Source organism: Sinomonas gamaensis (genome assembly GCF_005876955.1).
GTDB classification, from domain to species: Bacteria; Actinomycetota; Actinomycetes; order Actinomycetales; family Micrococcaceae; genus Sinomonas; species Sinomonas gamaensis.
Genome location: NZ_SSCL01000002.1, coordinates 189,429 through 214,047, shown reverse-complemented (window position 1 = coordinate 214,047; position 24,619 = coordinate 189,429). Strand labels below are relative to the sequence as shown.

At 67.6% G+C, this 24,619-nt stretch carries 22 protein-coding genes; 14 read left to right on the top strand and 8 right to left on the bottom strand.

What is annotated here, in order from left to right:
* Positions 1 to 126: 126 nt before the first annotated feature.
* Together E5679_RS03505 and E5679_RS03500 are read left to right on the top strand one after the other, a co-directional pair.
* Positions 127 to 852 (top strand): beta-ketoacyl-ACP reductase, encoded by a 726-nt coding sequence (locus E5679_RS03505; RefSeq protein ID WP_138413699.1) that lies wholly within the window; start codon positions 127 to 129, stop codon positions 850 to 852.
* Positions 853 to 884: 32 nt separating this feature from the next.
* Complete coding sequence (locus tag E5679_RS03500; RefSeq protein WP_138413698.1) at positions 885 to 1,652, top strand: SDR family oxidoreductase; 768 nt, start codon at positions 885 to 887, stop codon at positions 1,650 to 1,652.
* Positions 1,653 to 1,724: 72 nt separating this feature from the next.
* Here the strand turns inward: E5679_RS03500 and serB are convergent, their stop codons facing one another.
* Positions 1,725 to 2,603, bottom strand: coding sequence for a phosphoserine phosphatase SerB (gene serB / locus E5679_RS03495; protein WP_138413697.1), 879 nt, complete (start codon positions 2,601 to 2,603; stop codon positions 1,725 to 1,727).
* 66 nt (positions 2,604 to 2,669) lie between these two features.
* Between serB and E5679_RS03490 the strand changes: the two genes are divergently transcribed.
* From E5679_RS03490 to E5679_RS03470, 5 genes are all read left to right on the top strand, one after another.
* On the top strand, positions 2,670 to 3,473 hold the full coding sequence (locus E5679_RS03490; RefSeq protein ID WP_138413696.1) for an ABC transporter ATP-binding protein: 804 nt from the start codon (positions 2,670 to 2,672) through the stop codon (positions 3,471 to 3,473).
* Position 3,474: 1 nt separating this feature from the next.
* A complete protein-coding gene (locus E5679_RS03485) occupies positions 3,475 to 4,272 on the top strand; it encodes a sulfite exporter TauE/SafE family protein (RefSeq protein WP_138413695.1) in 798 nt (265 codons plus the stop codon).
* Positions 4,269 to 5,075 (top strand): TrmH family RNA methyltransferase, encoded by an 807-nt coding sequence (locus E5679_RS03480; RefSeq protein WP_138413694.1) that lies wholly within the window; start codon positions 4,269 to 4,271, stop codon positions 5,073 to 5,075. Before E5679_RS03485 ends, E5679_RS03480 begins: the two co-directional genes overlap by 4 nt.
* 115 nt (positions 5,076 to 5,190) lie before the next feature.
* Positions 5,191 to 5,448 carry a type B 50S ribosomal protein L31 gene (locus E5679_RS03475; protein WP_138413693.1) on the top strand — a complete coding sequence of 86 codons (258 nt, stop codon included), beginning with the start codon at positions 5,191 to 5,193 and terminating at the stop codon, positions 5,446 to 5,448.
* Positions 5,449 to 5,546: 98 nt separating this feature from the next.
* The gene (locus E5679_RS03470) at positions 5,547 to 6,605 is read left to right on the top strand and encodes a lipoate-protein ligase LplAB (RefSeq protein ID WP_138413692.1); all 1,059 of its coding nucleotides are present in this window, start codon (positions 5,547 to 5,549) and stop codon (positions 6,603 to 6,605) included.
* A 4-nt stretch (positions 6,606 to 6,609) separates the two neighbouring features.
* On the opposite strand, the gene pepN is transcribed toward E5679_RS03470, so the two are convergent.
* Positions 6,610 to 9,240: an aminopeptidase N gene (gene pepN, locus E5679_RS03465; RefSeq protein WP_138413691.1), complete on the bottom strand. Its 2,631-nt coding sequence runs from the start codon at positions 9,238 to 9,240 to the stop codon at positions 6,610 to 6,612.
* 117 nt (positions 9,241 to 9,357) lie between these two features.
* On the opposite strand from pepN, the gene E5679_RS03460 reads away from it, so the two are divergent.
* From E5679_RS03460 to E5679_RS03450, 3 genes are read left to right on the top strand one after another with little or no spacing between them, the layout of a single operon-like run.
* Positions 9,358 to 10,911, top strand: a complete 1,554-nt coding sequence (locus E5679_RS03460; protein WP_138413690.1) for a circularly permuted type 2 ATP-grasp protein — start codon at positions 9,358 to 9,360, stop codon at positions 10,909 to 10,911.
* 57 nt (positions 10,912 to 10,968) lie between these two features.
* On the top strand, positions 10,969 to 11,895 hold the full coding sequence (locus tag E5679_RS03455) for an alpha-E domain-containing protein (RefSeq protein WP_138413689.1): 927 nt from the start codon (positions 10,969 to 10,971) through the stop codon (positions 11,893 to 11,895).
* Positions 11,892 to 12,743, top strand: coding sequence for a transglutaminase family protein (locus E5679_RS03450; protein ID WP_138413688.1), 852 nt, complete (start codon positions 11,892 to 11,894; stop codon positions 12,741 to 12,743). The genes E5679_RS03455 and E5679_RS03450 overlap by 4 nt, the downstream gene beginning before the upstream one ends.
* A 3-nt stretch (positions 12,744 to 12,746) precedes the next feature.
* Here E5679_RS03450 and E5679_RS03445 read toward each other — a convergent pair whose 3' ends face one another.
* From E5679_RS03445 to glgC, 3 genes are all read right to left on the bottom strand, one after another.
* Entirely contained in the window at positions 12,747 to 13,088 is a 342-nt protein-coding gene (locus E5679_RS03445) for a hypothetical protein (RefSeq protein ID WP_138413687.1), read from the bottom strand.
* Between the two features lie 129 nt (positions 13,089 to 13,217).
* Positions 13,218 to 14,687 (bottom strand): SDR family oxidoreductase, encoded by a 1,470-nt coding sequence (locus tag E5679_RS03440; protein ID WP_138413686.1) that lies wholly within the window; start codon positions 14,685 to 14,687, stop codon positions 13,218 to 13,220.
* An 11-nt stretch (positions 14,688 to 14,698) separates the two neighbouring features.
* The gene (gene glgC / locus E5679_RS03435; RefSeq protein WP_138413685.1) at positions 14,699 to 16,111 is read right to left on the bottom strand and encodes a glucose-1-phosphate adenylyltransferase; all 1,413 of its coding nucleotides are present in this window, start codon (positions 16,109 to 16,111) and stop codon (positions 14,699 to 14,701) included.
* A gap of 108 nt (positions 16,112 to 16,219) precedes the next feature.
* Here glgC and glgA point away from each other — a divergent pair, with 108 nt between their 5' ends.
* Entirely contained in the window at positions 16,220 to 17,416 is a 1,197-nt protein-coding gene (gene glgA, locus E5679_RS03430) for a glycogen synthase (protein WP_138413684.1), read from the top strand.
* Between the two features lie 70 nt (positions 17,417 to 17,486).
* Here the strand turns inward: glgA and E5679_RS03425 are convergent, their stop codons facing one another.
* From E5679_RS03425 to E5679_RS03415, 3 genes are all read right to left on the bottom strand, one after another.
* On the bottom strand, positions 17,487 to 17,936 hold the full coding sequence (locus tag E5679_RS03425; protein WP_138413683.1) for an Hsp20/alpha crystallin family protein: 450 nt from the start codon (positions 17,934 to 17,936) through the stop codon (positions 17,487 to 17,489).
* A gap of 124 nt (positions 17,937 to 18,060) precedes the next feature.
* The gene (locus E5679_RS03420) at positions 18,061 to 20,148 is read right to left on the bottom strand and encodes an acyl-CoA dehydrogenase family protein (protein WP_138413682.1); all 2,088 of its coding nucleotides are present in this window, start codon (positions 20,146 to 20,148) and stop codon (positions 18,061 to 18,063) included.
* Positions 20,145 to 20,813, bottom strand: a complete 669-nt coding sequence (locus E5679_RS03415) for a TetR/AcrR family transcriptional regulator (RefSeq protein ID WP_249335926.1) — start codon at positions 20,811 to 20,813, stop codon at positions 20,145 to 20,147. Before E5679_RS03415 ends, E5679_RS03420 begins: the two co-directional genes overlap by 4 nt.
* A gap of 92 nt (positions 20,814 to 20,905) precedes the next feature.
* Between E5679_RS03415 and E5679_RS03410 the strand changes: the two genes are divergently transcribed.
* The 3 genes from E5679_RS03410 to E5679_RS03400 are packed head-to-tail and all read left to right on the top strand — an operon-like array spanning position 20,906 to position 24,516.
* Positions 20,906 to 22,207, top strand: a complete 1,302-nt coding sequence (locus E5679_RS03410; RefSeq protein ID WP_249335925.1) for an acetyl-CoA C-acetyltransferase — start codon at positions 20,906 to 20,908, stop codon at positions 22,205 to 22,207.
* A gap of 9 nt (positions 22,208 to 22,216) precedes the next feature.
* Positions 22,217 to 23,596 (top strand): 3-oxoacyl-ACP reductase, encoded by a 1,380-nt coding sequence (locus tag E5679_RS03405; protein WP_138413680.1) that lies wholly within the window; start codon positions 22,217 to 22,219, stop codon positions 23,594 to 23,596.
* Positions 23,593 to 24,516, top strand: a complete 924-nt coding sequence (locus E5679_RS03400; RefSeq protein WP_138413679.1) for a MaoC/PaaZ C-terminal domain-containing protein — start codon at positions 23,593 to 23,595, stop codon at positions 24,514 to 24,516. Before E5679_RS03405 ends, E5679_RS03400 begins: the two co-directional genes overlap by 4 nt.
* The last annotated feature ends 103 nt before the right edge of the window (positions 24,517 to 24,619 follow it).

Genomic DNA, 24,619 nt, shown 5'->3' with positions numbered 1-24,619 from the left:
GGCGGCGCACGGGACGTGCCGCTAGGATTCTCGACAGACCAGTGCTGCCCGGATCGTTCCGCAGCCAAGCCCGCGGCCGCACTTCCAATACCGTAAAGCCGCCTTTCGAACACCTGAAGGAGCCCCGTGAGTACGGAAGCCCACGCCCCGCGCAGTGTCCTCGTGACCGGAGGGAACCGCGGAATCGGCCTCGCCATCGCGAAGGCATTCGCGGCGAACGGCGACAAGGTAGCCGTCACCTACCGCTCCTCGAGCGAACTGCCGGAGGGCATTCTGGGCGTACAGGCCGACGTCACGGACGAGGCGTCTATCGATCGCGCGTTCTCCGAGGTCGAGGCTGCCCATGGCCCTGTGGAGGTGCTCGTCGCGAACGCCGGCATCACGAAGGACACTCTCCTGCTCCGGATGAGCGAGGACGATTTCACATCGGTGCTCGACACCAACCTCACGGGAGCCTTCCGCGTCGTGAAGCGCGCCTCCAAGGGAATGATCAGGCTCCGCCGCGGCCGCGTGATCCTCATCTCCTCCGTCTCGGGCCTCTACGGGGCGCCGGGCCAGATCAACTACTCGGCGTCGAAGGCGGGCCTCGTCGGCTTGGCGCGCTCGCTCACGCGCGAGCTCGGCTCCCGCGGGATCACGGCCAACGTCGTGGCGCCCGGCTTCATCAAGACCGACATGACCGCGGAGCTCCCCGAAGACACCCAGAAGGATTACCTCTCCCGTGTCCCCGCCGGCCGCTTTGCCGACCCCGACGAGGTCGCGAATGTCGTCCGCTGGATCGCGAGCGACGAGGCCGGCTACATCTCGGGCGCCGTCATCCCGGTCGACGGCGGCCTCGGCATGGGCCACTGACACCCCACCTCTTGTTCACGGAAGGAACTGACATGACAGACCAAGGCACGGCGCAGAGCGCGCCGCTGGCCGGCAAGACGGCGATCGTCACCGGCTCCTCGCGCGGCATCGGCGCGTCCACGGCGAAGATCCTCGCGGGGGAGGGGGCCGCCGTCGTCATCAACTACCGGCAGAAGGCGCCGCGCGCCAACAAGGTGGTCGCCGAGATCGAGGCGGACGGGGGCCGCGCGCTGGCTGTAGGCGGCGACCTCACCAACCCGGAAGACGTCGAGAAGCTCGCCCAGGCGGCGCTCGACACCTTCGGCTCTCTCGATGTCCTCGTCCTCAACGCCTCGGGGGGCATGGAGTCGGGCCTCGGCGAGGACTACGCACTTCGCCTCAACCGCGACGCTCAGGTCTCGATGCTCAAGGCCGCGGCCGAGCGCATGAAGCCGGGTTCGCGCGTCGTTTTCGTCACGAGCCACCAAGCACACTTCATCGATCAGGTCCCCACGATGGATGCCTACGAGCCGGTCGCGCGCTCGAAGCGCGCGGGCGAGACGGCGCTCCGCGAGCTCGTCCCGTGGCTCGAGGAGAAGGGCATCACCTTCGTGGTGGTGTCAGGCGACATGATTGAGGGCACGATCACCGCGACCCTCCTCGAGCGGGCTGCGCCCGGTGCCATTGCATCGCGCCGCGAGGCCGCGGGCAAGCTCTACTCGGTGGACGAGTTCGCGGCAGAGGTCGCCAAAATGGTCACCGCAGACGTCCCCACCGGGCACACCGAGTACGTGGGCGGGGCCGAGCACTTCACCGGCTGACACCTCTCACCGACGCGTGGCCACGTCTCGCCCGACACGTGGCCACGTCTGCCTGACGCGTGGCCGACTCGATCAGACTTCGGCGAAGTGCCGCACGACGTCGAGGTACGGGAGGTCGACGGCGGCGTCGGCTGCCGCGCGCACGGCCGGCTTGGCATGGAAGGCCACGCCGAGACCGGCGGCGCCCAGCATGTCGAGGTCGTTGGCACCGTCGCCGACGGCGATGCACGCCTCCAAAGGGACGTTCTGCTCAGAGGCCCACGCCCGAAGGCTGTGCTCCTTCACCGCCCGGTCCACGACCTCGCCGACCACTCGTCCGGTGAGCTTCCCGTCGACGATCTCGAGGTCGTTCGCGCGCCAGTAGTCGAGCTTCAGGCGATCGGCGATGGGAGCCAGGATCTGGTTGAACCCCCCGGACACAACGGCGACGGCGTGCCCCGCCTCGTGAAACGCAGCGACGAGCTCCTCGGCACCCGGGGTGAGGAGCACGGCGTCGCGAACTCGATCGATGACCTCCTCGGGGAGTCCCGCCAGGGTCCGGACGCGGGCGTGCAGGCTCTGGGCGAAGTCGAGCTCGCCGCGCATGGCCGCCTCCGTGACTGCGGCGACCTCGGCGCGCTTGCCCGCATGCTCGGCGAGGAGCTCGATGACCTCCTGCTGAATGAGGGTGGAGTCGACGTCCATGATGAGGAACTTGTGCTCCGCATCCCTCACCGATGCCGGGACGAGCGCGGCTTCCGCTTCCGCAAGTTCCCCAAGCGCCTCCCGCGCCTCGGCGAGCCGGTCCAAGTCGAGATCGACGGATGCCGTCAGGACGCTGTAGCGGTCATCGCCAGCACTCGCGAACGCTCCGACAGCCGCACCGAGCGGCTCGAGGAGCGCGGCAGCGGCGGTGCCCGCTTGAGGCAGAAGCGTGCGGGCAGAGAGGACCAAGGCGAAGCGGGATGGCATACCGGCGATTCTAGCCGCGGCGCTCTGGTTCGCCCACAGCGGAAGTCTGCAATAGTGTCTACTCCCATGAGCAATGTTCTCCAGCTGTCCGGCGTCAGCGTGGTGCGCGGCGCCAAGACGCTGCTCGACGGCGTCGACTGGCAGGTGCGCGAGGGGGAGCGCTGGGTGGTCCTCGGCCCCAACGGCGCGGGCAAGACGACGCTCCTCCAGCTTGCGGCAGCCCGCATGCATCCGACGCGAGGCACCGTCGGCATCCTCGACGAAACCCTCGGCAAGGTCGACGTCTTCGAGCTCCGGCCGCGCATCGGCCTCGCATCGGCCGCCCTCGCGAACCAGATCCCGGAGCACGAGAAGGTGCTCAACGTCGTCGTCACCGCTTCCTACGGCATCACGGGCCGCTGGCGCGAGGCCTATGACCGGGACGACGAACGCCGCGCGTTCCGTCTCCTCAACGAGTGGGGGATGGGCCCGCTGCTCGGACGGGTCTTTGCCACGCTTAGCGAGGGGGAGCGCAAGCGCGTCCAGATCGCCCGCGCGCTCATGACCGACCCCGAGCTCCTCCTGCTGGACGAGCCCGGTGCGGGACTCGACCTGGGCGGCCGGGAGGAGCTCGTCTACAAGCTCAGCGAGCTGGCCCAGGACGAGTTCGCCCCGGCCCTCGTCCTCGTCACGCACCATCTCGAGGAAGTCCCGCCCGGATTCACGCACGCCCTTCTGCTCCGCGACGGCAAGGTCGTGGCGAAGGGCGAGATCGACGCGGTCCTCACCGAGCAGAACCTGAGCGAGACCTTCGGACTGCCTCTCGAGGTGACGGCGAGCAGCGGACGTTATACGGCCGTCCGCCGGGCCCCGGCTCCCGTGGCCGTCTGACGTGGAATTCTGGCGCGACCTCCTCATCTTCGTCGGCGGCCTCTGGGCCGGCACGATCAACACGATTGTCGGTTCGGGCTCGCTCGTGACGTTCCCGATCCTCGTGGCCGTGGGCTACTCGCCGGTAGGCTCGATCATCTCGAACGCCATGGGCCTCGTCGCAGGAGGATTCTCCGGCGCGTGGGGCTACCGCCGGGAGGCCGCCAGTGCGAGGCGCACACTCCTGAGGCTCCTTCCGGTGTCATTCGTCGGCGGCCTCCTCGGTGCGATCCTCCTTCTGGTGCTTCCGGAGACGGTCTTCGGCTACGTCGCCCCAGTGCTGATCGTGATCGCGATCCTCCTGGTCATCTTCCAGCCGAAGCTCTCCGCGTGGGTGAAGCGGCGTCAGGCCCTCACCCACGTGACGCCGGAACAGGCGGACCACCAGCCGATTCCGCCCATCCTGTATGTGCTCGTATTCCTGATCGGCGTCTACGGCGGGTACTTCACTGCGGCTCAGGGCGTTCTGCTGATGGCGGTCCTCGGGATCTTCTTCCATGGAACGCTTCAACAGTCGAACGCGATCAAGGTTGTGCTCAGCCTCGTGGTGAACCTCATCGCGGCGGTGTGGTACCTCCTCTTCGCCTTCGATCGGATCAATTGGCTCGCAGTCCTTCTGATCGCGGTCGGATCTCTGCTCGGTGGATTCCTCGGTGCGGGGATCGGCCGGCGCATGTCTCCGTCGGTGCTGCGCGTCGTCATCGTCATCCTGGGCGTGGTGGCGCTGGCCAACATGATCGGAAAGCTCGTGAGCGCGTGACCATCGTGCGGATCAAGGGCGCCGACGATCCGCGGGTCCGCGACTACACGAGTCTCACGGACGTCCACCTCCGTAAGGTGCGGGAACCGGCCGAGGGCCTGTATATAGCGGAATCCTCCCGGGTGCTCCGCCGGGCACTCGCGGTGGGGCACCGGCCACGCTCGTTCTTCCTCGCCGACAAATGGCTCGAAGGCCTCGCGGACGTCCTCGAAGCCTACCCGGACATTCCCGCCTACGTCGGCCCTCCATGGCTCCTCGAGGAGATCACAGGTTTCCATCTGCACCGCGGGGCGATGGCTGCCATGCACCGTCCCGATCCGATTCCGGTCGCCGAACTCCTCGCAAATGCGCGGCGTGTCGCGGTGCTCGAGGACATCGTGGACCACACGAACGTGGGCGCGATCTTCCGCTCCGCCGCAGCGCTCGGTGTAGATGCGGTGCTCGTGACACCCCGCTGCGGCGATCCGCTGTATCGCCGCAGCATCCGGGTGAGCATGGGCGCCGTGTTCCACGTGCCGTGGGCGCGGATCGGCGCCTGGCCAGACGCCGTGGACGACCTTCGCGACCTCGGCTTCACCGTGGCTGCGCTCGAGCTGACTGAGGACGCGCTTGAGCTGGATGTCCTCGGCGCGCGGGGCCTTGAGCGTCTCGCCCTGGTCCTGGGCACGGAAGGTGCGGGGATCCTGCCGGAGACGCTCGACGCCGTCGACCTCGCGGTGAAGATCCCGATGCGTGCGGGCATCGACTCGCTGAACGTTGCCGCGGCGAGCGCGGTGGCCTTCTGGGAGCTGCGGCAACGCTGAGAAGCACGGGCACGCCGATCCCCGCCCATGCTAGAATTCATGGCTGGCCCTTCAATCGGGAGGGCGCTCACACCTGGCCTCTGGCAAAATCCAGAGCCCTAGCAAAGGTCCCATTGTGAAGTCTGATATCCACCCGAAGTATGCGCCGATCGTCTTCAACGATCTCGCCTCCGGCACCAAGTTCCTCACCCGTTCCACCGCGACGTCGGATAAGACGATCGAGTGGGAGGATGGCAACACCTACCCGGTCATTGACGTCGAAATTTCCTCCGAGTCGCACCCGTTCTACACGGGCAAGCAGCGCATCATGGACTCGGCCGGCCGCGTCGAGCGCTTCAACGCCCGGTTCAAGAACTTCGGCAAGAAGGGCTGATTTGGCCCCTTGCTGCGCACGAAGGCGCCGTCCCCGGGTGGGCCGGCGCCTTTTGGCTTTCCGGACAGCCCCTTTGCCGCCCGGGCTAGGCTGAAGGCGTGGCTGAATATCACGGCGAATACAAGGTGCCCGGCGGCAAGCTCGTGGTCGCCGACCTCGCAGCGGACGATGGCGTCATCACCAGCGCGAGCATCAACGGTGATTTCTTCCTCGAACCGGACGACGCCCTCGCGGACATCAACGATGCCCTCGTCGGCCTCTCGACGGACGCGCCGAACACGGCCATCAGCAGCGCGGTCTCCGAGGCAGTGGGCCTCGGCACGGTGATGTTCGGCTTCGACTCGGAGGCCGTCGCCGTTGCTGTGCGGCGTGCTCTCGGCCACGCCACCACCTGGGCTGACCATGAGTGGGAGATCATTCCTCCGACCCCGCTGCCGATCGCGCATCAGGTGGCTCTGGACGAGGTGCTCACCCGCGAGGTTGGCGAAGGGCACCGGAAGCCGACGTTGCGCCTGTGGGACTGGGACGAACCCTCGGTCGTGATCGGAACGTTCCAGTCCTACCGCAACGAGGTGGACCCCGAGGGCGTGGCACGTCACGGGATCACCGTTGTGAGGCGTGTGAGCGGCGGCGGCGCGATGTTCATGGAGGCCGGCAACTGCATCACCTACTCCCTGTACCTCCCCACGTCTCTCGTCGACGGGCTCTCCTTCGCGGACTCCTATCCGTTCCTCGACGCGTGGGTGATGGAAGCCCTTGCCTCGGTCGGGGTCAAGGCCTTCTACAAGCCCCTCAACGACATTGCGACGGACGAGGGCAAGATCGGCGGCGCCGCCCAGAAGAGGTTCGGCAACGGCGCGATGCTCCACCACGTCACGATGAGCTATGACATCGACGCTGACAAGATGACCGAAGTGCTGCGCATCGGCCGCGAGAAGATTTCGGACAAGGGGATCGCGAGCGCCAAGAAGCGAGTCGACCCGTTGAAGAGGCAGACCGGCTTGGACCGGGGCGCGATCATCGAGGCCATGATGTCCACCTTCGCGCGCAGGTACAACGCCAGGCGGAGCGCTCTGGCGGACTCATCGCTCGCGGCCGCGCGGGCGTTGGCGGCCGAGAAGTTCTCCACCGAGGCCTGGCTTCACCGCGTTCCCTGACTTCTCACGAGCGTCGCGAGCGGGCTTGGGCCGTGAGCGCGCGCAACAGGTGGTCGCGCTGCTCGATCACTATCCGGCGGAGGGCGCGAGGTGCGTCGGGGTGCTCGGAAAGCCATAAGCCCGCGCGCTGCACGATCGGGTCCTCGTCTGGGACGCTCGCCGGGGGAAGATCCTGATCCGAAGGGAAGAGGCCGGCCACGAGCCGGCTCGCGACTTCGTTCGAGCTCTCGACCCAGACTCGTTCCAGCGAATCGAAGTAGGGGGCCACGAAACGAGAGCGCAGTTCGGCCGGACCGAGCAGGAAGCCTTCGATTGTCGCCCTCAGGAGATCGTTCGAGAGCGAGTTCCCCCCGAGCATTTCCGCCCAGCAGCTCTGTTTGACCAGCTCTTCAGGGCGCGCGGCCGCCGCGACGGTGTATCCGACGCGTCCTCGGGCTGTCGTATCGCGCGAGAGCTCGGCATTGAGCTCCGCCGCCGTGGCCCGGCCCTGCGCGGAGAGCGCCTGCCAGAGCAGCCACCGAAGCTCGGCGTCCGCGGAGACGCCGGGCACTTCGCCGTCGTCGAGCAGGGCTCGGACGAGTCCGAGCTGCCCGTTGCCGTACCGGCTTCCTTTCGCCAGGGCGCGGGCCCACGCGAGTTGCTGATCGGAACCGGGTTCAGCAGCAGTCAGATGGTCGGCCACCTCGGCGAGATAGCCCTCGCGCAGTGCAGGGCGCTCGTCGGCATCGGCGTAGCGCTCAAGGGCTGTCCGGGCGTTGTCGAGCACGGTCAGCAGCACCCCGATCGTGGTCTCCGAAGGACCGAATTCAGCAACGGCGTGCACGTAGTCCCGAGCAGGCGTGTCGCCGTCGCGGACCCCGTGCCAGAGAGCGGTCCAGCACAGCGCCCGCGCGAGCGGATCGGCGACGTCCCCCAACGAGGTGCGCACGGTCTTCTCAGAGGCAGGGTCCAGCCTGACCTTCGCGTACGTGAGGTCCTCGTCGTTCACGAGCAGCAGGTCGGGCGCAGGCAGGCCCGCGAGCTCGGGGACCTCGGTGAGCTGGCCCGCGGCACCGCCGGCGATGTCGACCGCGACGCCATGGGTCCGTGTGATCGCGCCGTCCGTTGCGCGCGAATAGAGGCCGATGCGCAGGCGGTGCGGACGTGCTGTGGAGTCTCCGGTGACCGGATCGGTCACTGTCTGCCGCACGGCCACTCGGGCGAGGCGGCCGCCGTCGTACCCCACCTCGGGTTCGAGCAGCGGCAGGCCGGCTGTCTGAAGCCAGGCCGCCGCCCAAGCTTCCATGGGGCGCCCGGAGGCGCGCTGCAGCGCGGCGAGCAGGTCGGCGAGGCTCGTGTTGCCATACGCGTGCTGGGAGAAGTAGTCGCGGGCCGCCGCGAAGAACGCCTCCTCGCCCACGTAGGCGACGAGCTGCTTGAGCACGGACGCGCCCTTTGCGTAGGTGATGCCGTCGAAGTTCTGCTCGGCTGCCTCGAGATCGGGCACGTCGGCGACGATCGGATGCGTTGTCGGAAGCTGGTCCTGGACATACGCCCAGGCCTTCCGCCGGTTGGCGAAGTTGACCCAGGACGTGGTCCAGTCCGTCGCCCTGGCGACTCCCAGCGTTCCCATGTACTCCGCGAACGACTCTTTGAGCCATAGGTCGTCCCACCAGCGCATGGTCACCAGATCTCCGAACCACATGTGCGCCATCTCGTGCAGCAGCGTGTTCGCGCGGCCCTCGTACTGCGAGTCCGCCGCACGAGAGGCGAAGACGTACTGTTCAGTGAACGTGACGAGGCCCGGATTCTCCATGGCGCCCAAGTTGTATTCGGGGACGAAGGCCTGCTCGTACTTCCGCCAGGGGAACGCTGGGGTGAAGACCGAGTGGTAGAAGTCGAGGCCGCGCTTCGTCAGCTCGAAGATCCGGTCCGCATCGAAGTGCTCGGCGAGGGAAGCGCGGCAGTAGGCCGCGAGCGGAACGGTGAGGGGTGCGCCGTCCTCAGCCACGCCCTCCCACACGTCCTCCGCGTGGTGATAGGGGCCGGCGATCACGGCGGCGAGGTACGTCGACATCGGGGGAGTGGGCGCGAAATCCCAGCGGACGACGGCGGTCTCCTCGCCGTCGCCGCGGAGCGGCACCCGAGTGACCGGCGCGCCATTTGCGGCGACGACCCATTCCTCCGGCGCGAGGACCGTGAACGCGAAGGTCGCCTTGAGGTCGGGCTGTTCGAAGTTCGCGAAGTAGCGCCTCGCGTCGGCCGGCTCGCACTGCGTGTAGAGGTAGGTGCGCCCATCGGCGGGGTCGACGAAGCGGTGCAGGCCCTCTCCCGTGCGGCTATACCGCGCTTGCGCCGTGACTTCGAGCCGATTCCTCTCGGCAAGGCCATCGAGGCGGATCCGGGTGCCGTCGAACACCGCAGCCTCGTCGAGCAGCCGTCCATTGAGGACCACGCTCGTGACGGCCTCGCCCACGAAGTCGGCGAAGCTCGCCGCCCCGGGCTGCGCGCGGAAGTCAATCGTGCTCGTCGTCTCGAAGGTCTCCTGTCCGGGGTCCTGCGCTCCCCGGAGATCAATCGTGACGTGGTACGACTCGACGGCGATCTGCCGCGCCCGCTCGGCGGCTTCCTCGCGGCTCAGGTTCTCGTTCGGCACGCGGCCATTCAACCACGGCTCCCCGACAGGGCTGGGAGAAAGCGGTGGGCCCCCGGAAACACGCCCGGAGGCCCAGCCGATATGCGCGGCGCGTTGATTGGTGAAAAGCTAGCCCCTATGTCGGATCTCTTCGAGGACTATGCCGTAGCCGCGGCCCGCACGGGCGCCTACGACGAGATGTTCGCCCCCGACCAGGTGGCCCGTCCTACGTACCGCCAGCTCGCGGGGGCGCTGGCGAGCCTCGACCTCGCCGACGTCAGCTCCCGGGCCGATTCGATGGCCCGGACGTTCCTCGATCGCGGCGTCACGTTCGACTACGCGGGGGAGGAGCGGCCCTTCCCGCTCGACATCGTGCCGCGCGTCATCTCGGCCTCGGAATGGAGCGTCCTCGAGCGGGGGGTAGCCCAGCGCGTCCAGGCGCTCGAGGCCTTCCTCAACGACGTCTACAGCAAGATGTCGGTCACGTCCGACGGCGTGATCCCGCGGCGGATCATCACGTCGAGCAAGCATTTCCACCGGCAGGTGCACGGATTCGAGCCCGCGGGTGGGGTCCGCGTGCACATCTCGGGGATCGACATCGTCCGGGATGGCGGGGGGACCTTCCGCGTCCTCGAAGACAACGTGCGCGTTCCCTCCGGCGTCAGCTACGTCATCGAGAACCGGCGGGCCATGGCGAAGGGCCTTCCGGAGGCGTTCAGTCGGCAGCCGATCCGGCCTGTGGAGGAGTACCCGCGCCGGCTCCTCTCAGCCCTCCGCAAGACCGCACCGGCCGGGGTTGAGGATCCGACCGTCGTCGTCCTCACCCCCGGCGTGTTCAACTCGGCCTACTTCGAGCACACGCTGCTGGCTGGCCTCATGGGCGTCGAACTCGTGGAGGGCAGGGACCTCATCTGCCGAGGGAACCGCGTGTACATGCGGACCACGGAGGGCGAGCAGCGTGTCGATGTCATCTACAAGCGCATCGACGACGATTTCCTCGATCCGCTGCAGTTCCGCTCTGACTCGATGCTCGGATGTCCGGGGCTTGTGAACGCGGCCCGCGCTGGCGGCGTCACCATCGCGAATGCGGTCGGCAACGGCGTGGCCGATGACAAGCTCGTCTACTCGTATGTCCCGGACCTGATTCGCTACTACCTCGGCGAGGAGCCGATCATCGCGAACGTGGACACATTCCGCCTCGAGGAGGACGCGGCGCGGGAGGAGGTCTTGGACCGCCTCGACGAGCTTGTGGTCAAGCCGGTCGACGGGTCCGGGGGGAAGGGCCTCGTCATCGGCCCGGACGCCACCAAGGAGGAACTCGACACCCTTCGGCGGCGCCTCATCGCCGACCCGCGCGGCTGGATCGCGCAGCCCGTCCTCCAGCTCAGCACCGTTCCAACCCTGAGCGGGGACAGATTCGGCCCCCGCCACGTCGACCTCCGCCCCTTCGCGCTCAACGATGGCGACGACGTATGGGTCCTTCCCGGCGGTCTCACCCGGGTGGCGCTCAAGGAGGGCAGCCTCATCGTCAATTCGAGCCAGGGCGGCGGCTCCAAGGACACATGGGTGCTCGCCGAGTCCCGCAACGTCCCCATCGAGACGGAGCCGCGGCATTCCATCACCATCCGCGAGCGGACGAGTGTCTGGCCGGTCGAGAGCAGTTGGCGCGACCGGCAGGCGGAGCAGCAGTGATCTCCCGTCCCAGCCCGAAGCCCAGCATTCTCTTCGTCCTCGCCTCAGGAGGCCCCCTTGCTCAGCCGCATCGCTGAATCCCTGTTCTGGATCGGCCGCTACGTCGAGCGCGCTGACGGGACCGCCCGGATCCTCGATGTCCACCTCGAGCGCCTCAACCACCTCCCGCCGGAAGACCAGCACAGCGTCGCGCAGGAGCTGCTGGCGGTCATGGGCTCCCGCCCGGAGGACGAAGACTTCGGGCTCGCCGAGCTGCTCCAGATTCTGGCGTACGACCGCTCGCACGCGACCTCCATCGCGGGCTCCCTCGGAGCGGCTCGGGAGAACGCCCGCCGTGCACGTGAGACCGTCTCGTCGAGCCTCTGGGAGTGCCTCAACACCACTTATTACGGCCTGAGCCAGCATCGCAAGGACGTCGTCGGGACCTACCGTTTCTGCCACTGGGTCCTCGAACGGACCGCGATGGTCGGCGGGCTTACCGACACCACGATGAGCCACGACGAGAGCTGGCTGTTCCTCGTGCTGGGGCGTTCGCTCGAACGGGCCGATATGACAGCACGCATGCTGTCCACACGCGAGGTCCATACCGCGGGGATGTCCTGGGTCAACATGCTTCGGTGCGCCGGAGCCTACGAGTCCTTCCTCCGCACCCGCCGGGTGTCGTTCGACGATCGGCATGCGGCAGAGTTCCTGCTCATGGACCGGCTGTTCCCGCGGTCGATCGTGTATGCGCTGAGGGATGCCGACGAGGCCCTTGCCAAGCTCGACCCGTCTGACACCCGTCTCGGACTCATCAACGACGCGCGCCGGATCGTGGGACAGGCCCGCACGTTCCTTGAGTTCCACCGTACGGATGAGCTCATGATGGAACTTCCCGAGCATATGGAGCGCGTCCAGAAAGCGGTCGCGCAGGCGTCGGACGCCATTTCGCGCAAGTACTTCAGTCGGGCCGACGAGCAGGCCTGGGTGGGAGAGGTGTCATGACCCGGTTGAGGATTGTCCATCGGACCGCGTACCGCTATAACCAGCGCGTCACCCTGAGCTACAACGAGGCCCGGATGACGCCGCTCACCGAACCCCAGCAGGTTGTGCTCGAGTCGCAGGTCCGTGTCCTGCCTTCCCAGGCCGCCGTGAGCTCGTACAAGGACTACTGGGGAACCCGGGTCACCGCTTTCGACATGCAGATCCCGCACGAGTACCTCGAAGTCACCTCGACCACGACCGTCGAGGTGCATCGGGTCGAGCGAGTGCCCGCCGACGGCGCCATCGTCTCCTGGGAGCGACTGAGGAGTCCCGAGGTCGAGGACCAGTTCAGCGATTGGCTCCCGCAGTCACGACTCTCCGGTCCCGGAAGCGAGGTATTGGACATCGTCCCGGGGCTCGCAGGAGACCTCGACCCCCACGCAGCCGCCCACGCAGTCTTCGAGTGGCTGCGGGGCGAGATGCGCTACATGCCCGGGAGCACCGGGGTGACCACCGACGCAGAGCAGGCGTGGAAACAGCGGCAGGGCGTCTGCCAGGACCTCGCCCACCTCGCGATCGGGTCGCTGCGGAGCCTTGGCATCCCGGCTCGCTATATTTCCGGGTACCTCCATCCGCGGTCGACGGCGGACATCGGCGAGGCGGTGGCCGGCCAGTCCCATGCGTGGCTTGAGTGGTGGGACGGGGAGTGGCGCAGCTGGGACCCCACCAACCACAAGCCGGCGGGGGATTACCACGTCACTGTGGCGCGCGGGCGCGACTATCGGGACGTCCCGCCGCTCAAGGGCATCCTCTCGGGCGGCGGCGGCTCCCATCTCGACGTCTCGGTGGAGATCACGCGCCTCGCCTAACGACTACTGGCCGGCGGGCTGGCCCGTCTTGAGCCAGAGAGTGTCGCCCTCGACCCGGTCCAGCTCATCCGCGGCGACGAATTCGTGCCCTGCGAACAGGCCGGACTTGTCGATCTTCACGTAGCCCAGCCGCAGGAGCCTTTCCGCGACGTGGCGAGGCACCTTGGAGGTCTCCGCGAACTGATCGACGAAGGTGCCGATGAGCCCCCCGGTTTCGGGATCGGTCTGCCCTTCCGCGGTCACCGCTTCCGCATCGCCCATCTTGAGGTCTTCGACCTTGCCGATCTTCTTCCCGTCCGGCCCGACGACCTGCATTCCCTCGCGGACCTGCTCGATAACGTTCATGGTCGATATCCTTTCCGCCGGGCCCTCTTATGGATGGCCCTTTTGTGGATGGCCACAGTGTAGAACCGACCACTAGCCGCGAGAATGGGCCACGAGACACCCCGGACACTGTGCATCCAGGGGACGGGCTCACCAGGGGGAGGGCTTGTAGTCCTTGAGGAAGACGCCGAAGAGATCCGTGCCTGCCTCGCCCATGACGATCGGGTCGTAGACCCTCGCGGCCCCGTCCACGAGATCGAGCGGAGCGTGGAAGCCCTCGTCGGCCAGGCGGACCTTCGTGTAGTGAGGACGTTCGTCGGTGATCCACCCGGTGTCGACCGCGGTCATGAGGATCTGGTCGGTCGTGAACATCTCGCCGGCGCTGGTCCGCGTCAGCATGTTGAGGGATGCCTTCGCCATATTGGTGTGGGGGTGGCCGGGACCCTTGTACTTCCGCCCGAACTGGCCTTCCATGGCCGAGACGTTCACGATGTACTTCCGGCGTGCAGTCGATCGGCGGAGCGCTTCCCGGAGCCTGCTGATCAGCAGGAAGGGCGCCGTGACATTGCAGAGCTGAACTTCGAGCATCTCGAGGGGGTCGACCTGCTCCACCACCTGCGTCCAGGAGTTGATCTTCGCCACGTCGGGGACGAGTCCCCCTGCGTCGATCGCGGTTCCGGCCTCGATCCGCTCGAGCGAGGCTGATCCCGTGGAGAGGGCGAGCGCGGTCACAGCGTCAGGGGCGAGGACGGGGTGTCCGGTGACGCTTCCGGCAATGGACAGTGGGTGTTTGTCGTGGGCGTGCCCGAAGGTGAGCAGCTCCGGGCCGCCGTTCGACGCCAGAAGCTCGGCGGGAAGGGGTTCATCTTCGGCCTCGACCAGCGGGCGGTAGGCGTTGGGGGACCGGCGGACCGTCTGGGCCGCGTTGTTGATGATGATGTCCAGCGGGCCCTCGGCATCCACGGATTCGGCGAGCGAGATCACCTGGGACGGGTCGCGGAGGTCAATACCGACGATGCGGAGGCGGTGCAGCCACTCGCCGCTGTCTTCCATGGCGGCGAAGCGGCGCGCAGCGTCCTTGGGGAACCGCGTGGTGATGGTCGTGTGGGCCCCGTCGCGGAGAAGCCGCAGCGCGATGTACATGCCGATCTTGGCGCGCCCGCCCGTCAGGAGGGCGCGCCGACCCGTGAGGTCTGTCCGCGCGTCGCGTTTTGCGTGGCTGAAGGCCGCGCATTCAGGGCACAGCTGGTGGTAGAAGGCGTCGACCTGGGTGTAGGGCTGTTTGCAGATGTAGCAGGCGCGAGCACGGATCAGGTGCCCGGCGATTCTGCCGGTAGCCGAGGGCTTGAGCTTGTTGCCCTTGGTCTCGTCGTCGATCCTGTCCGGGGCGGCCGTTGCGGTCTGCGCGAGGACAGCCCGATCGGCGTCGGCGATCGCGTCCCGCTTCTGGTTCCGGGTGAACCGGCGGTGCGCCTTGAACATCTTGCCCGTGGCGCGCCGCACGGCGACAAAATCCGGGTGTTCCTCGTCGTACTTGTGGATGGTGCCGAGCACTTTGAGGCAGGCTTGGATTTCCTCCGGGGTGAGAGTCTCGGGGGACGCGGGATCGGTGGAGCTCATGGCCTCCAAGTCTACCGGGGCGCGGCCTCCGCTGCCTCAGCGGCCGACGACGGCGCATCGGCTTCCCGCTGTCCGTTCCCGGTTGCGGCACTCGCCTCAGCGGCCCGGGATTGAGTCCTGTCTTCGAACTCGGCGGGGTGCTCGGACGCCCACGCTGCGGCAAGGTTCTTCTCGTCCTCGCTCGGTTCGGGCACCGACTGTCCCTTCGCGAGCACGGTGATCCCCGAATCGGTCACCTGGAAGCCGCGCTGCTTGTCCAGTTTGCTGTCGAGTCCGATGGTGGCGCCTGGGGGGACGGTGACGTTCTTGTCGAGGATGGCGCGATGGATGACGGCGCCCTCGCCGACGATGCAGCCGTCCATCAGCACCGAGTCGAGCACCCGTGCGCCGGCGTTGACGCGCACATCATGCGAGATGACGGAACCCTCGACGGAGCCGCCCGTGACCACGACGCCGCTCGAGACGATCGAATCGAGGGCGGAGCCGATCCGGCCTCCGACGCCGCGCACGAACTTCGCGGGCGGTGAGACGCTCTGGTGCGTGTAGATGGGCCATTTGGAGTTGTAGAGGTTGAAGACCGGCAGCGGGGAGATGAGGTCCATGTGGGCGTCGTAGAACGAGTCGATGGTGCCCACGTCCCGCCAGTACGTGCGATCTCGTTCGGTTGCGCCGGGGATCTCGTTGAGGGTGAAGTCGTAGACGCCGGCCTCGCCGCGCTCGACGAAGTAGGGGACGATGTCGCCGCCCATGTCGTGCTTCGTGTCCAGGCGCTCGGCATCCCGCTTGAGCGCTTCGACGAGCGCGTCGGAGTCGAAGACGTAGTTCCCCATGGACGCGAGGAACTGATCTGGGGCGTCCGGCAGGCCGGGCGTCGTCGGCGGCTTCTCGACGAACGCGGCGATGCGCCCGGGATCGGCGGAGTCGGTCTCGATGACGCCGAACTGGTTCGCCATGCTGAGGGGCTGGCGCACGGCGGCGACGGTCGCCTTCGCGCCGGACGCGATGTGGGCCTGGACCATTTGCTCGAAGTCCATGCGGTACACGTGGTCTGCGCCGACGACGACGACGATGTCCGGTTGGTCGTCGTAGATGAGATTGAGCGACTGGTAGATGGCGTTCGCGCTGCCGAGGAACCAGCTCTTCCCCACACGCTGCTGGGCGGGAACGGAGGCAACGTAGTTCTGCAGGAGGGTCGAGAGCCGCCAGGTCTCGGAGATATGGCGGTCGAGGCTGTGCGACTTGTACTGCGTGAGCACCACGATGTGCCGGTACCCCGAGTTCACCAGGTTCGACAACGCGAAATCAATGAGCCGATACGCTCCCGCGAACGGCACGGCCGGTTTCGCACGATCCGCCGTGAGCGGCATGAGCCGCTTTCCCTCTCCACCGGCCAGGACGATTGCCAACACTCGTTTCGGCGCCATGGCGCACCCCCGTCATCTCTTCTTCCGGCCCTTCGGGCCTCTCCCACGCTGCAGAGAGCCTCGTGGTTCACACTAGAACACCTACCCGGCAGCGACTACGTTGGTGCCGTGCGAATTGACATTGTGACCAAAGAGTTTCCCCCGGAGATCTACGGTGGGGCGGGGGTGCACGTGTCGGAGCTCAGCAAAGTGCTAGCCCGGCAGGTGGATTTGAGGGTTCATGCGTTCGGTGCTCCGCGCGAGCCTGAGGTCGACGGCGCCAAGGTCACCTCGCATCAGGCGCCGCCGCAGCTTGCCAGTGCGAACGCGGCTCTCCAGACCTTGGGGATCGACGTGGACATCGTGCCCGAGGTGTCGGGGGCCGACGTCGTTCATTCGCACACGTGGTACGCCAACATGGCCGGCCACATCGCGGGGCTGCTGTACGGAATCCCCCACGTCCTGAGCGCCCACAGCCTCGAGCCGCTGCGCCCGTGGAAGGCCGAGCAGCTTGGCGGCGGCTATCGGCTGTCCTCCTGGGTGGAGAAGACAGCGTATGAGGCAGCGTCGGCGATCATCGCCGTGTCGCACGGCATGCGCGAGGACATCCTGCGCTGCTACCCGGAGGTCGATCCCGCCAAGGTCCGCGTGGTCCACAACGGCATCGACGTCTCCCTGTGGGAGCGCGACGAGAACACGGAGCATGTGAGTGCTCTCGGCGTCGACCCCGAGAAGCCGTCCGTCGTCTTCGTGGGCCGGAATACTCGGCAGAAGGGCGTGCCCTACCTCCTTCGCGCGGCCGCGAAGCTTCCGGCGGACGTCCAGCTCGTCCTGTGCCTCGGCGCCGCTGACACCCCTGACCTCGCCAAGGAGACCGCCGCCCTCATCGATGGCCTGAAGGCCGAGCGCGAGGGTGTCGTCGTGATCGAGCGCATGCTCCCGCGCGCGGAGCTCATTCAGGTCCTGAGCCATGCCACGGCGTTCGCCTGTCCGAGCATCTACGAGCCCCTTGGCATCGTGAATCTCGAAGCCATGGCCTGCGGCGCAGCGGTGGTTGCCACGGCAACGGGGGGTATTCCGGAGGTCGTCGACCACGGCACGACGGGGCTGCTCGTCCCGATCGAGCAGGTTACCGACGGGACGGGCACTCCTCTCGATCCCGAGAAGTTCGTCACCGACTTCGCCGCCGCCCTCACCGAAGTGGTGTCCGATCCTGCGCGTGCACGCCAGATGGGAGAAGCCGGCCGCAAGCGTGCCGAGCAGCACTTCTCCTGGGACAGCATCGCCGAGACGACTCTCGAGGTCTACCGCTCAGTGCTCGCCTGACGCTGAGAGGCGAACGACGACGGCGAGCCGCCTCGCCCGAGGCAGCTCGCCGTCGTCGTCCATCCAATCCCTAGTCTCTGCTCACGTTGATCTTCGTGGGGCCGGGACCGCTCTCGGGCGCCGCCGGAACGCGGATCTCGAGCACCCCGTCCCGGTAGCTCGCCTTGATGTCCTCCTGTCGCGCGCCTCGCGGAAGCTGGACGGACCGGGCGAAGGAGCCATACCGGAACTCCGACCGGTACCCGTCCTTGTTGGCGTTTTCGCTGTTCTCCTGACGGTCTACACGGATGTTCAGCTCGCCGTCGCGCACGCTCACGTCGACGTCCCTCTCCGGATCGATGCCCGGAACCTCTGCCCGCACCACAAGGGTCTCGCCCTCGCGGAATTCCTCGATCCGCAGCCACCCTGTGTCCCAGTCGCCCTCCATGAACCGACGGAACTGCTCCGGGAATCCGAAGCGGCGGAACTGCGGCGGGACGGGCATGTCCCACCCGCCGCGACGGGACCATCCTTCTGCCATAGCATCCTCCTCGTGGGTCTGCCCGGTCCCTTGGCCGGGCCTTGCCCTCAGGCTAGACCCGGCCAAGTGAGGGGTGGAAGCCTCCGTACGAGGGCTCAGAGCGAACAGGCCGGAGGTCGAATGATCAGGACGCCAGCTTCGGGTGCCTGACCTGCTTCGCGTGCTTTTCCAGCTTGGGAGCCGCACCCGATGAGCGCTGCGACGCGAAATAAGCAGACGCCTCGCTCTGGCGTTCCGCTTCTGCACCTGAGGCAATGGCGGCACGAAGGTGCTCGGGGCCATAGCCGAACGCCTCCACAAGGTCGAGGGCGTGGGGGCGAAGCTTGGCGAGCAGCCTGTTGATGTACTCCCCGACGGTCCGCCCGCGCTGCATGCTGAGCCTGCCGTTCATGAGATACCAGGCGAGGTGCTTCTCGATCAGCGACAAGCCGAAGAGGTCACGCAGCCAGGTGAGGACCTGCTTGGTGCCCGGATCTTTCATCTCCGCGAGCGCCTCGGTGAAGGCCTCCCACTGGAGGAGCTCCGCGTGTGCGCGGGCTGCCTCGATGAGCTCGTTCTGGTGCGCGTTGAACCGCGCTGCGGCCTCGGCCTGCGGCAGCTTGTTGGCCCCGTGGAGCGCCTGCGCCACTTCTGCGACCATCGTCTGGACCCGATCGGCGAGGAGGAGCCGCTGGGTGTCCTCGTCGCGGAGCGCCAACGCCGCGCGCTGCGCGCGGCCGCTGTCGCGGACGAACTGCGCAACAGCCCCCAGACCAGTCCGGTACGCGACGCCGGCGGCCTGGCCCAGGGCGAACTTGGCGAGAGCCCCCACGTTCATGGTGCGGAACTCCTTCGCGTAGTCGTTGAGGAGACGCTTGGCCACGAGCTGGAGGAGCACGTTGTTGTCGCCCTCGAACGTGGCGTACACGTCGAGATCGGCGCGCAGCGACGCGAAGCGGTTCTCGATGAGGAAACCTGCGCCCCCGCACGCCTCCCGGCATTCCTGGAGGATGTCGAGGGCGCTCCATGTGGAGAGCGGCTTGAGGGCGGCCGCGAGGGTTTCGAGATCCTGACGGTCGCCATCGGTGTCCGTACGGCCGGAGAAGACGCCGTCGAACTTCGCGAGCAGCTGCTCATGGGCGAAGCTCATCGCGTAGACGGTCGCCAGGCGGGGGAGGAGGCGCCGCTGGTGGCGCTGGTAGTCGAGCAGGACTTCCTCCGCCACGTCCGAGGAGGCGTTGAACTGGCGACGCTCGGAGGCGTAGCGGATGGCGGACGTCAGGGCGACTTTGGCCGCCGCCGTTGCGGCTCCGTCGAGAGACACCCGTCCCTGCACGAGGGTTCCGAGCATGGTGAAGAAGCGGCGCCCCGGACTGGAGATCGGCGAGGAATAGGAACCGTCCGGTGCAACGGCCCCGTACCGGTTGAGCAGATTGCTGCGCGGAACCCGTACGTGGTCAAAGTGGAGGCGGCCGTTGTCGATCCCGTTGAGGCCGCCCTTGACGCCGTCGTCCTCCCCGCCGATGCCGGGGAGGAATTCCTTCGTCTCAGGGTCTCGGAGCGGGACGTAGAGGGCATGGACCCCGTGGTTCACGCCGGCGGTGATGAGCTGTGCAAAGACGACGGCGGCAATGCCGTCCTTCGCGGCGTTCCCGATGTAGTCCTTCCACGCGGCCTTGAACGGCGTGTGGATCACGAACTCCTCGGTCTCGGGGTCGTAGGTGGCTGTTGTGGCGATGCTTGCCACATCCGAACCGTGGCCGATCTCGGTCATGGCAAAGCAGCCGGGGACCTCGAGCGACATGATGCCGGGAAGCCACTTGGCATGGTGCTCCTCAGTGCCGAGGTGGAGAACGGCTGCGCCGAAGAGGCCCCACTGGACCCCCGCCTTGATCTGGAGGGAAGGATCTGCGGTGACGAGCTCCTCGAATCCTGCGATGTTCCCGCCGTGGTCCTCGTCGCCACCGAGTTCTTTCGGGAACGCCCGGTGCACAGCACGGTGGTCCACGAGGTACTTGAGCTGCCCGAAGACGCGCTCCCGGTGCTCATGGTGGGTGAGCCCTTCTGCCTTGTGGAGCTCCGAGCGGCCCGCGAGCTCGCGCGCTTCACGGCGTGTTTCGGCCCATGTGCCAAGAAGCTGCTCGGCGAGCGCATCGACGTCGATCCGCACGTCCTCGGCGGTCTCGGCCGCGTCCTCTGCGAGAGCGGCGGCGTCGGGGGCGAGTTCGGTCATGGCATCTCCTTGCTGGTGATCGTGATGTCGGATTCGGCTGCGATGCCGGCGAAAAGCCAATCGGCGATCAGCCCTGCCATCGCGTCGAGGGTCGGTTTGACGGTGTTCTCGGGGGTTTCCAGCCAGCGCTCGCCCGCGGCACGCACGAGGCCCATGGCGGCCGTGGGCCAGAAGGCAATGGTGGCTTGGCGGCCGGGGGCGAGAAGACGCCGCATGGGCTCCTCGAGCATGGCTCCAACGGCATCGAAGAAGCTCCCGAAGGCGGCTGCCGCGTCGGCCTCGCTCGCGGCTGGGACGCGGGTCACGAATTCGTAGACGTGCGGAGAGCTCGCAGCCATCCCGAGATACGCGGCGACCATCGCGCGCAGACCTTCATAGGGAGACTGGGCCGTGCGTGCAGCTTCGGCGATTCGTTCCTGCATTCGCGCCAGGACCACTTCGCCCATTGCTGCCTGAAGCCCTGCCTTGTCCCCGAAATAGCGGTAGAAGACCGACTTTGAGGTTCCGGCCGCCGTGGCGATGTCTTCCATGGGGACTTCCGCACCCAGCCGGTGGACGGCGTGGCGGGCGGCCCGGATGAGCTCGCGGCGTCGTTCCTCGCGGTGGTTGGCCCATCTCGCGGCGCGCCCGTCGATGGCCGGGGAGTCCGTGGGGGAGAAGTTCACGATACTCAGCGTATCAGGTACGCTTGGTATCGGTAATTCACATCACATCCTTCTCCGCGCCTCGGCGCATGAACCCCTCACAGGGAGGCAAGATGTCCACGCTGCGCAAGGCCGTCGTCGTCGGCGGCAATCGCATCCCCTTCGCCCGAGCGAATGGCGCCTACGCCATGACCTCGAATCTCGACATGCTCACCGCGGCTCTCGACGGGCTCGTGGCCCGGTTCGGGCTTCAGGACGAGCGGCTAGGCGAGGTGGCCGGAGGTGCCGTGCTCAAGCACTCGCGGGACTTCAACCTCACCAGGGAAGCCGTGCTCGGTTCCGCGCTCTCTCCCGAGACGCCTGCGTATGACCTCCAGCAGGCGTGCGCTACGGGTCTAGAGGCAATCCTCGGTCTCTCCGACAAGATCAAGCTCGGCCGCATCGACTCGGCCATCGCGGGCGGCGTCGACAGCGCCTCGGACGCCCCGATCGTCGTGAGCGAGGGCCTGCGGCACGCCGTTCTCGAGCTGAATCGCGCGAAGACGCTCCAGCAGAAGCTCAAGGCAGTCTCCAAGCTGCGCCCGAAGGACGTCACTCCGGTGGCACCCGGCACGAATGAGCCCCGCACGGGGCTTTCGATGGGGGAGCATCAGGCGCTGACGACGGCGCAGTGGAACATCTCCCGGGAGGCGCAGGACGAGTTGGCGCTGGCGAGCCACCGCAACCTGGCCGAGGCCTACGACCGGGGCTTCTTCGACGATCTGGTCACTCCCTACCGCGGGGTCACGCGTGACGGAAACATGCGTGCCGACACCTCGCTTGAGAAGCTCGCCTCGCTCCGAACCGTCTTCGGCCGCCAGCTGGGGGACCGGGCCACGATGACTGCCGGCAACTCGACCCCGCTGACGGATGGAGCTTCGGCCGTTCTGCTCTCGTCCGAGGACTGGGCCGAGTCGCACGACCTGCCGATTCTGGCCGACATTGTGGATGGCGAGGCGGCCGCCGTCGACTTCGTGCACGGCAAGGACGGTCTGCTCATGGCGCCGGTGTTCGCGGTCGCGCGCCTGCTGGGCCGCCTTGGGCTCACGTTCGAGGACATCGACTACTTCGAGATCCATGAGGCGTTTGCCGGCACTGTTCTGTGCCATCTTGCTGCCTGGGAGGACGAGGAGTTCTGCCGCGAGCGCCTCGGCTTGGACGGCGCGCTGGGCAAGGTCGACCGAGCGAAGCTCAACGTGAATGGCTCCTCGCTGGCGGCCGGGCACCCCTTTGCCGCGACCGGTGGGCGCATCGTCGCGACTCTGGCCAAGCAGCTGCATGAGCGCGGGACCGTGGACGGCCGTCCAGCGCGCGGCCTCGTCTCTGTCTGCGCTGCGGGCGGCCTCGGGGTTGCCGCAGTTCTCGAGGCTCGCTGAGGGGGATCCGTGACGGATACGTACACAGCTCTGGTCAGCCGCGGCTGGGGCCGCGACGTCGCCAAGCGCCTCGGGTTGCCGCAGCCGGTGCCGCTGCGTCGACACGACCCCGCGGCGCCCCTGCTTCCCGGTCCCGCCCTTGTCATCGGCGAGGGGGCATCCACCGAGCAGCTCGTCTCAGCGCTCGAGGGGTGGGGTGTGGAGGTTCGCCGCGACGCCGAGGCCTTCGCTCAGTCGTCTCGCACCGAGGCCAATGGTTCCGGACCCCGTCGACTCGGGGCGATCGTCCTGATGCTCGACGGCGTGCAGCACCCACGGGATCTGGCCGGGCCGGTCTTGGCCGCGGGCAAGGCGCTTCGGTCGCTCGCCCCCTGCGCGCGCGTCGTGACCGTTTCCCGACGCGCTTCCGTTCAGGACGAGCCCGCAGTGGCCGCCGCCCGGCAGGGAGTCGACGGCCTCCTCCGCTCACTCGCCAAGGAGCTTCGGGCGGGTGCCACGGGCAACGGCGTCCTCCTGGCAGAAGGCGTTTCGGCTGACGCGCCGAGCGTCCTCGGCGCGCTGCGGTTCCTGCTCTCGGGCCGCTCCGCTTTCGTGGACGGCCAGTTCCTGACCGTAGGAACCGCCGGCGGCTCGCTGCCGGCCGATGCAGAGCGGCCACTGGAGGGCAAGGTTGCTGTCGTCACGGGTGCCGCCCGAGGCATCGGCAGCTCCATTGCGCGGACGCTCGCCCGCGACGGGGCGCGCGTCGTCGTCGTCGATGTCCCTGCCGCCGGAGAATCGCTCGCCCGGGTGGCCAACGACATCCATGGCACGGCGCTGCAGCTCGACATCACGAAGCCCGACGCCGGCGAACGCATCCTCACACACGCTCTGAGCCGCCATGGGGGCCTGGACATCGTCGTGCACAACGCGGGCATCACCCGCGACAAGCTGCTGGCAAACATGGACGCGGCACGCTGGGACTCGGTCATCGCCGTCAACATCGCCGCCCAGCTGCAGATCAACGAGGCACTGCTCGCGTCAGATCGGTTCGGTGAGGGCGCACGGATCATCTCGGTGGCCTCAACGAGCGGCATCGCGGGAAACCGCGGGCAGACCAACTACGCCGCCTCCAAAGCGGGCGTGATCGGCATGGTGCGGTCGACGGCGGCACGGCTCGCCTCGCGCGGCGGCACGGCCAACGCCGTCGCCCCCGGCTTCATCGAGACGGAGATGACCGCGAAGATTCCGTTCGCGACCCGGGAGATCGCGCGTCGGCTCAACTCCCTGCAGCAGGGCGGCCAGCCGCAGGACGTTGCCGAGGCCATCGCGTTCCTGGCATCGGACGCCGCCGGTGGGATCTCGGGCGGCGTGCTGCGCGTGTGCGGACAGAACATGGTAGGCCAATGAGCGCGCCGGCGAGGGGCATCGAGACGCTTGAGCTTGCAGAGATGCCCTCGCTCTCGCGGCTGTATGTGGCCGCGGCGCGCGACGCGGCGAGGAAGCTCGTCAAGAAGGGTACGGCCCGGGGGGTGCTGCCCGCGGCGCGGCATCGCGTAGCGGGCGTGCGTCCGGACCTCGGGAAGATGACTGAGTACCAGTCGCTCCTGGGCGAGACCAAGCGAGACATTGCCCCGGCGGGATACGTTCACACGCTCGCCTTCCCCGCCGCAATGTCCGTCATGGGACGGGAGGACTTTCCGCTTCCACTTCTCGGGATGGTCCACCTCGAGAACCGGGTGGAATACCGGCTTCCCGTCTTCTACACCGACCTGCTCGAAGTGACGGCCTGGGCCGAGGGGCTCGCTGGGCATCGGGCGGGTACCCGAGTCGACCTTGTCGTCGAAGTGCGGCATGCGGGGAACGACGACGTCGCCTGGCGCGGCGTGTCGACTTACCTCGCCAAGGGGGTGTACCTCCCCGGACTCGACAGGCCGGGAGTGAATGGGGCGCGGGAGGAGTTCCGCCCGCCGTTGCCGACGGCACTCTGGCGCCTCAGCTCAGAGACCGGCCGGGAGTACGCGGCGGTGTCCGGCGACGTCAACCCCATCCACCTCAGTTCGATCTCGGCCCGAGCACTCGGCATGCGGCGGTCGATCGCTCACGGGATGTATACCGCGTCCCGTGCGCTGGCCGAGGTGGGTCCACAGAAGGGCGACGCGTTCGTCTGGGAGGTGAAGTTCGAGGCTCCCGTCTTCCTTCCCGCACGCGTCTGCGTCAACATCACCGACTCGGGGGACTCCGAGGGTGCCTGGGAGCGCTCTGACTTCGTCGGATGGGGCGCCTCGTCGGGACGGCGGCATTTCGTGGGCCGCGTGGAGCGCCTCTAGCTGGAGTCGCTCTTCCCCGCACCTCCGCGCCGGGCCCGGCACGGAGGTGCGGGTGCCCCGCGGAGGTGCGCGGTCTAGTCCAAAAACAGAACACCCCCGGTCC

Excerpts from the sequence above, each read along its gene's own strand:
- E5679_RS03440 (WP_138413686.1), bottom strand. The coding sequence starts at position 14,687 with ATGAGCTCCACCGATCCCGCGTCCCCCGAGACTCTCACCCCGGAGGAA.
- E5679_RS03460 (WP_138413690.1), top strand. The coding sequence starts at position 9,358 with ATGTCGGATCTCTTCGAGGACTATGCCGTAGCCGCGGCCCGCACGGGC.
- serB (WP_138413697.1), bottom strand. The coding sequence starts at position 2,603 with ATGCCATCCCGCTTCGCCTTGGTCCTCTCTGCCCGCACGCTTCTGCCT.
- E5679_RS03490 (WP_138413696.1), top strand. The coding sequence starts at position 2,670 with ATGAGCAATGTTCTCCAGCTGTCCGGCGTCAGCGTGGTGCGCGGCGCC.
- E5679_RS03450 (WP_138413688.1), top strand. The coding sequence starts at position 11,892 with ATGACCCGGTTGAGGATTGTCCATCGGACCGCGTACCGCTATAACCAG.
- E5679_RS03500 (WP_138413698.1), top strand. The coding sequence starts at position 885 with ATGACAGACCAAGGCACGGCGCAGAGCGCGCCGCTGGCCGGCAAGACG.
- E5679_RS03425 (WP_138413683.1), bottom strand. The coding sequence starts at position 17,936 with ATGGCAGAAGGATGGTCCCGTCGCGGCGGGTGGGACATGCCCGTCCCG.
- E5679_RS03445 (WP_138413687.1), bottom strand. The coding sequence starts at position 13,088 with ATGAACGTTATCGAGCAGGTCCGCGAGGGAATGCAGGTCGTCGGGCCG.
- E5679_RS03420 (WP_138413682.1), bottom strand. The coding sequence starts at position 20,148 with ATGACCGAACTCGCCCCCGACGCCGCCGCTCTCGCAGAGGACGCGGCC.
- glgC (WP_138413685.1), bottom strand. The coding sequence starts at position 16,111 with ATGGCGCCGAAACGAGTGTTGGCAATCGTCCTGGCCGGTGGAGAGGGA.
- E5679_RS03410 (WP_249335925.1), top strand. The coding sequence starts at position 20,906 with ATGTCCACGCTGCGCAAGGCCGTCGTCGTCGGCGGCAATCGCATCCCC.
- E5679_RS03400 (WP_138413679.1), top strand. The coding sequence starts at position 23,593 with ATGAGCGCGCCGGCGAGGGGCATCGAGACGCTTGAGCTTGCAGAGATG.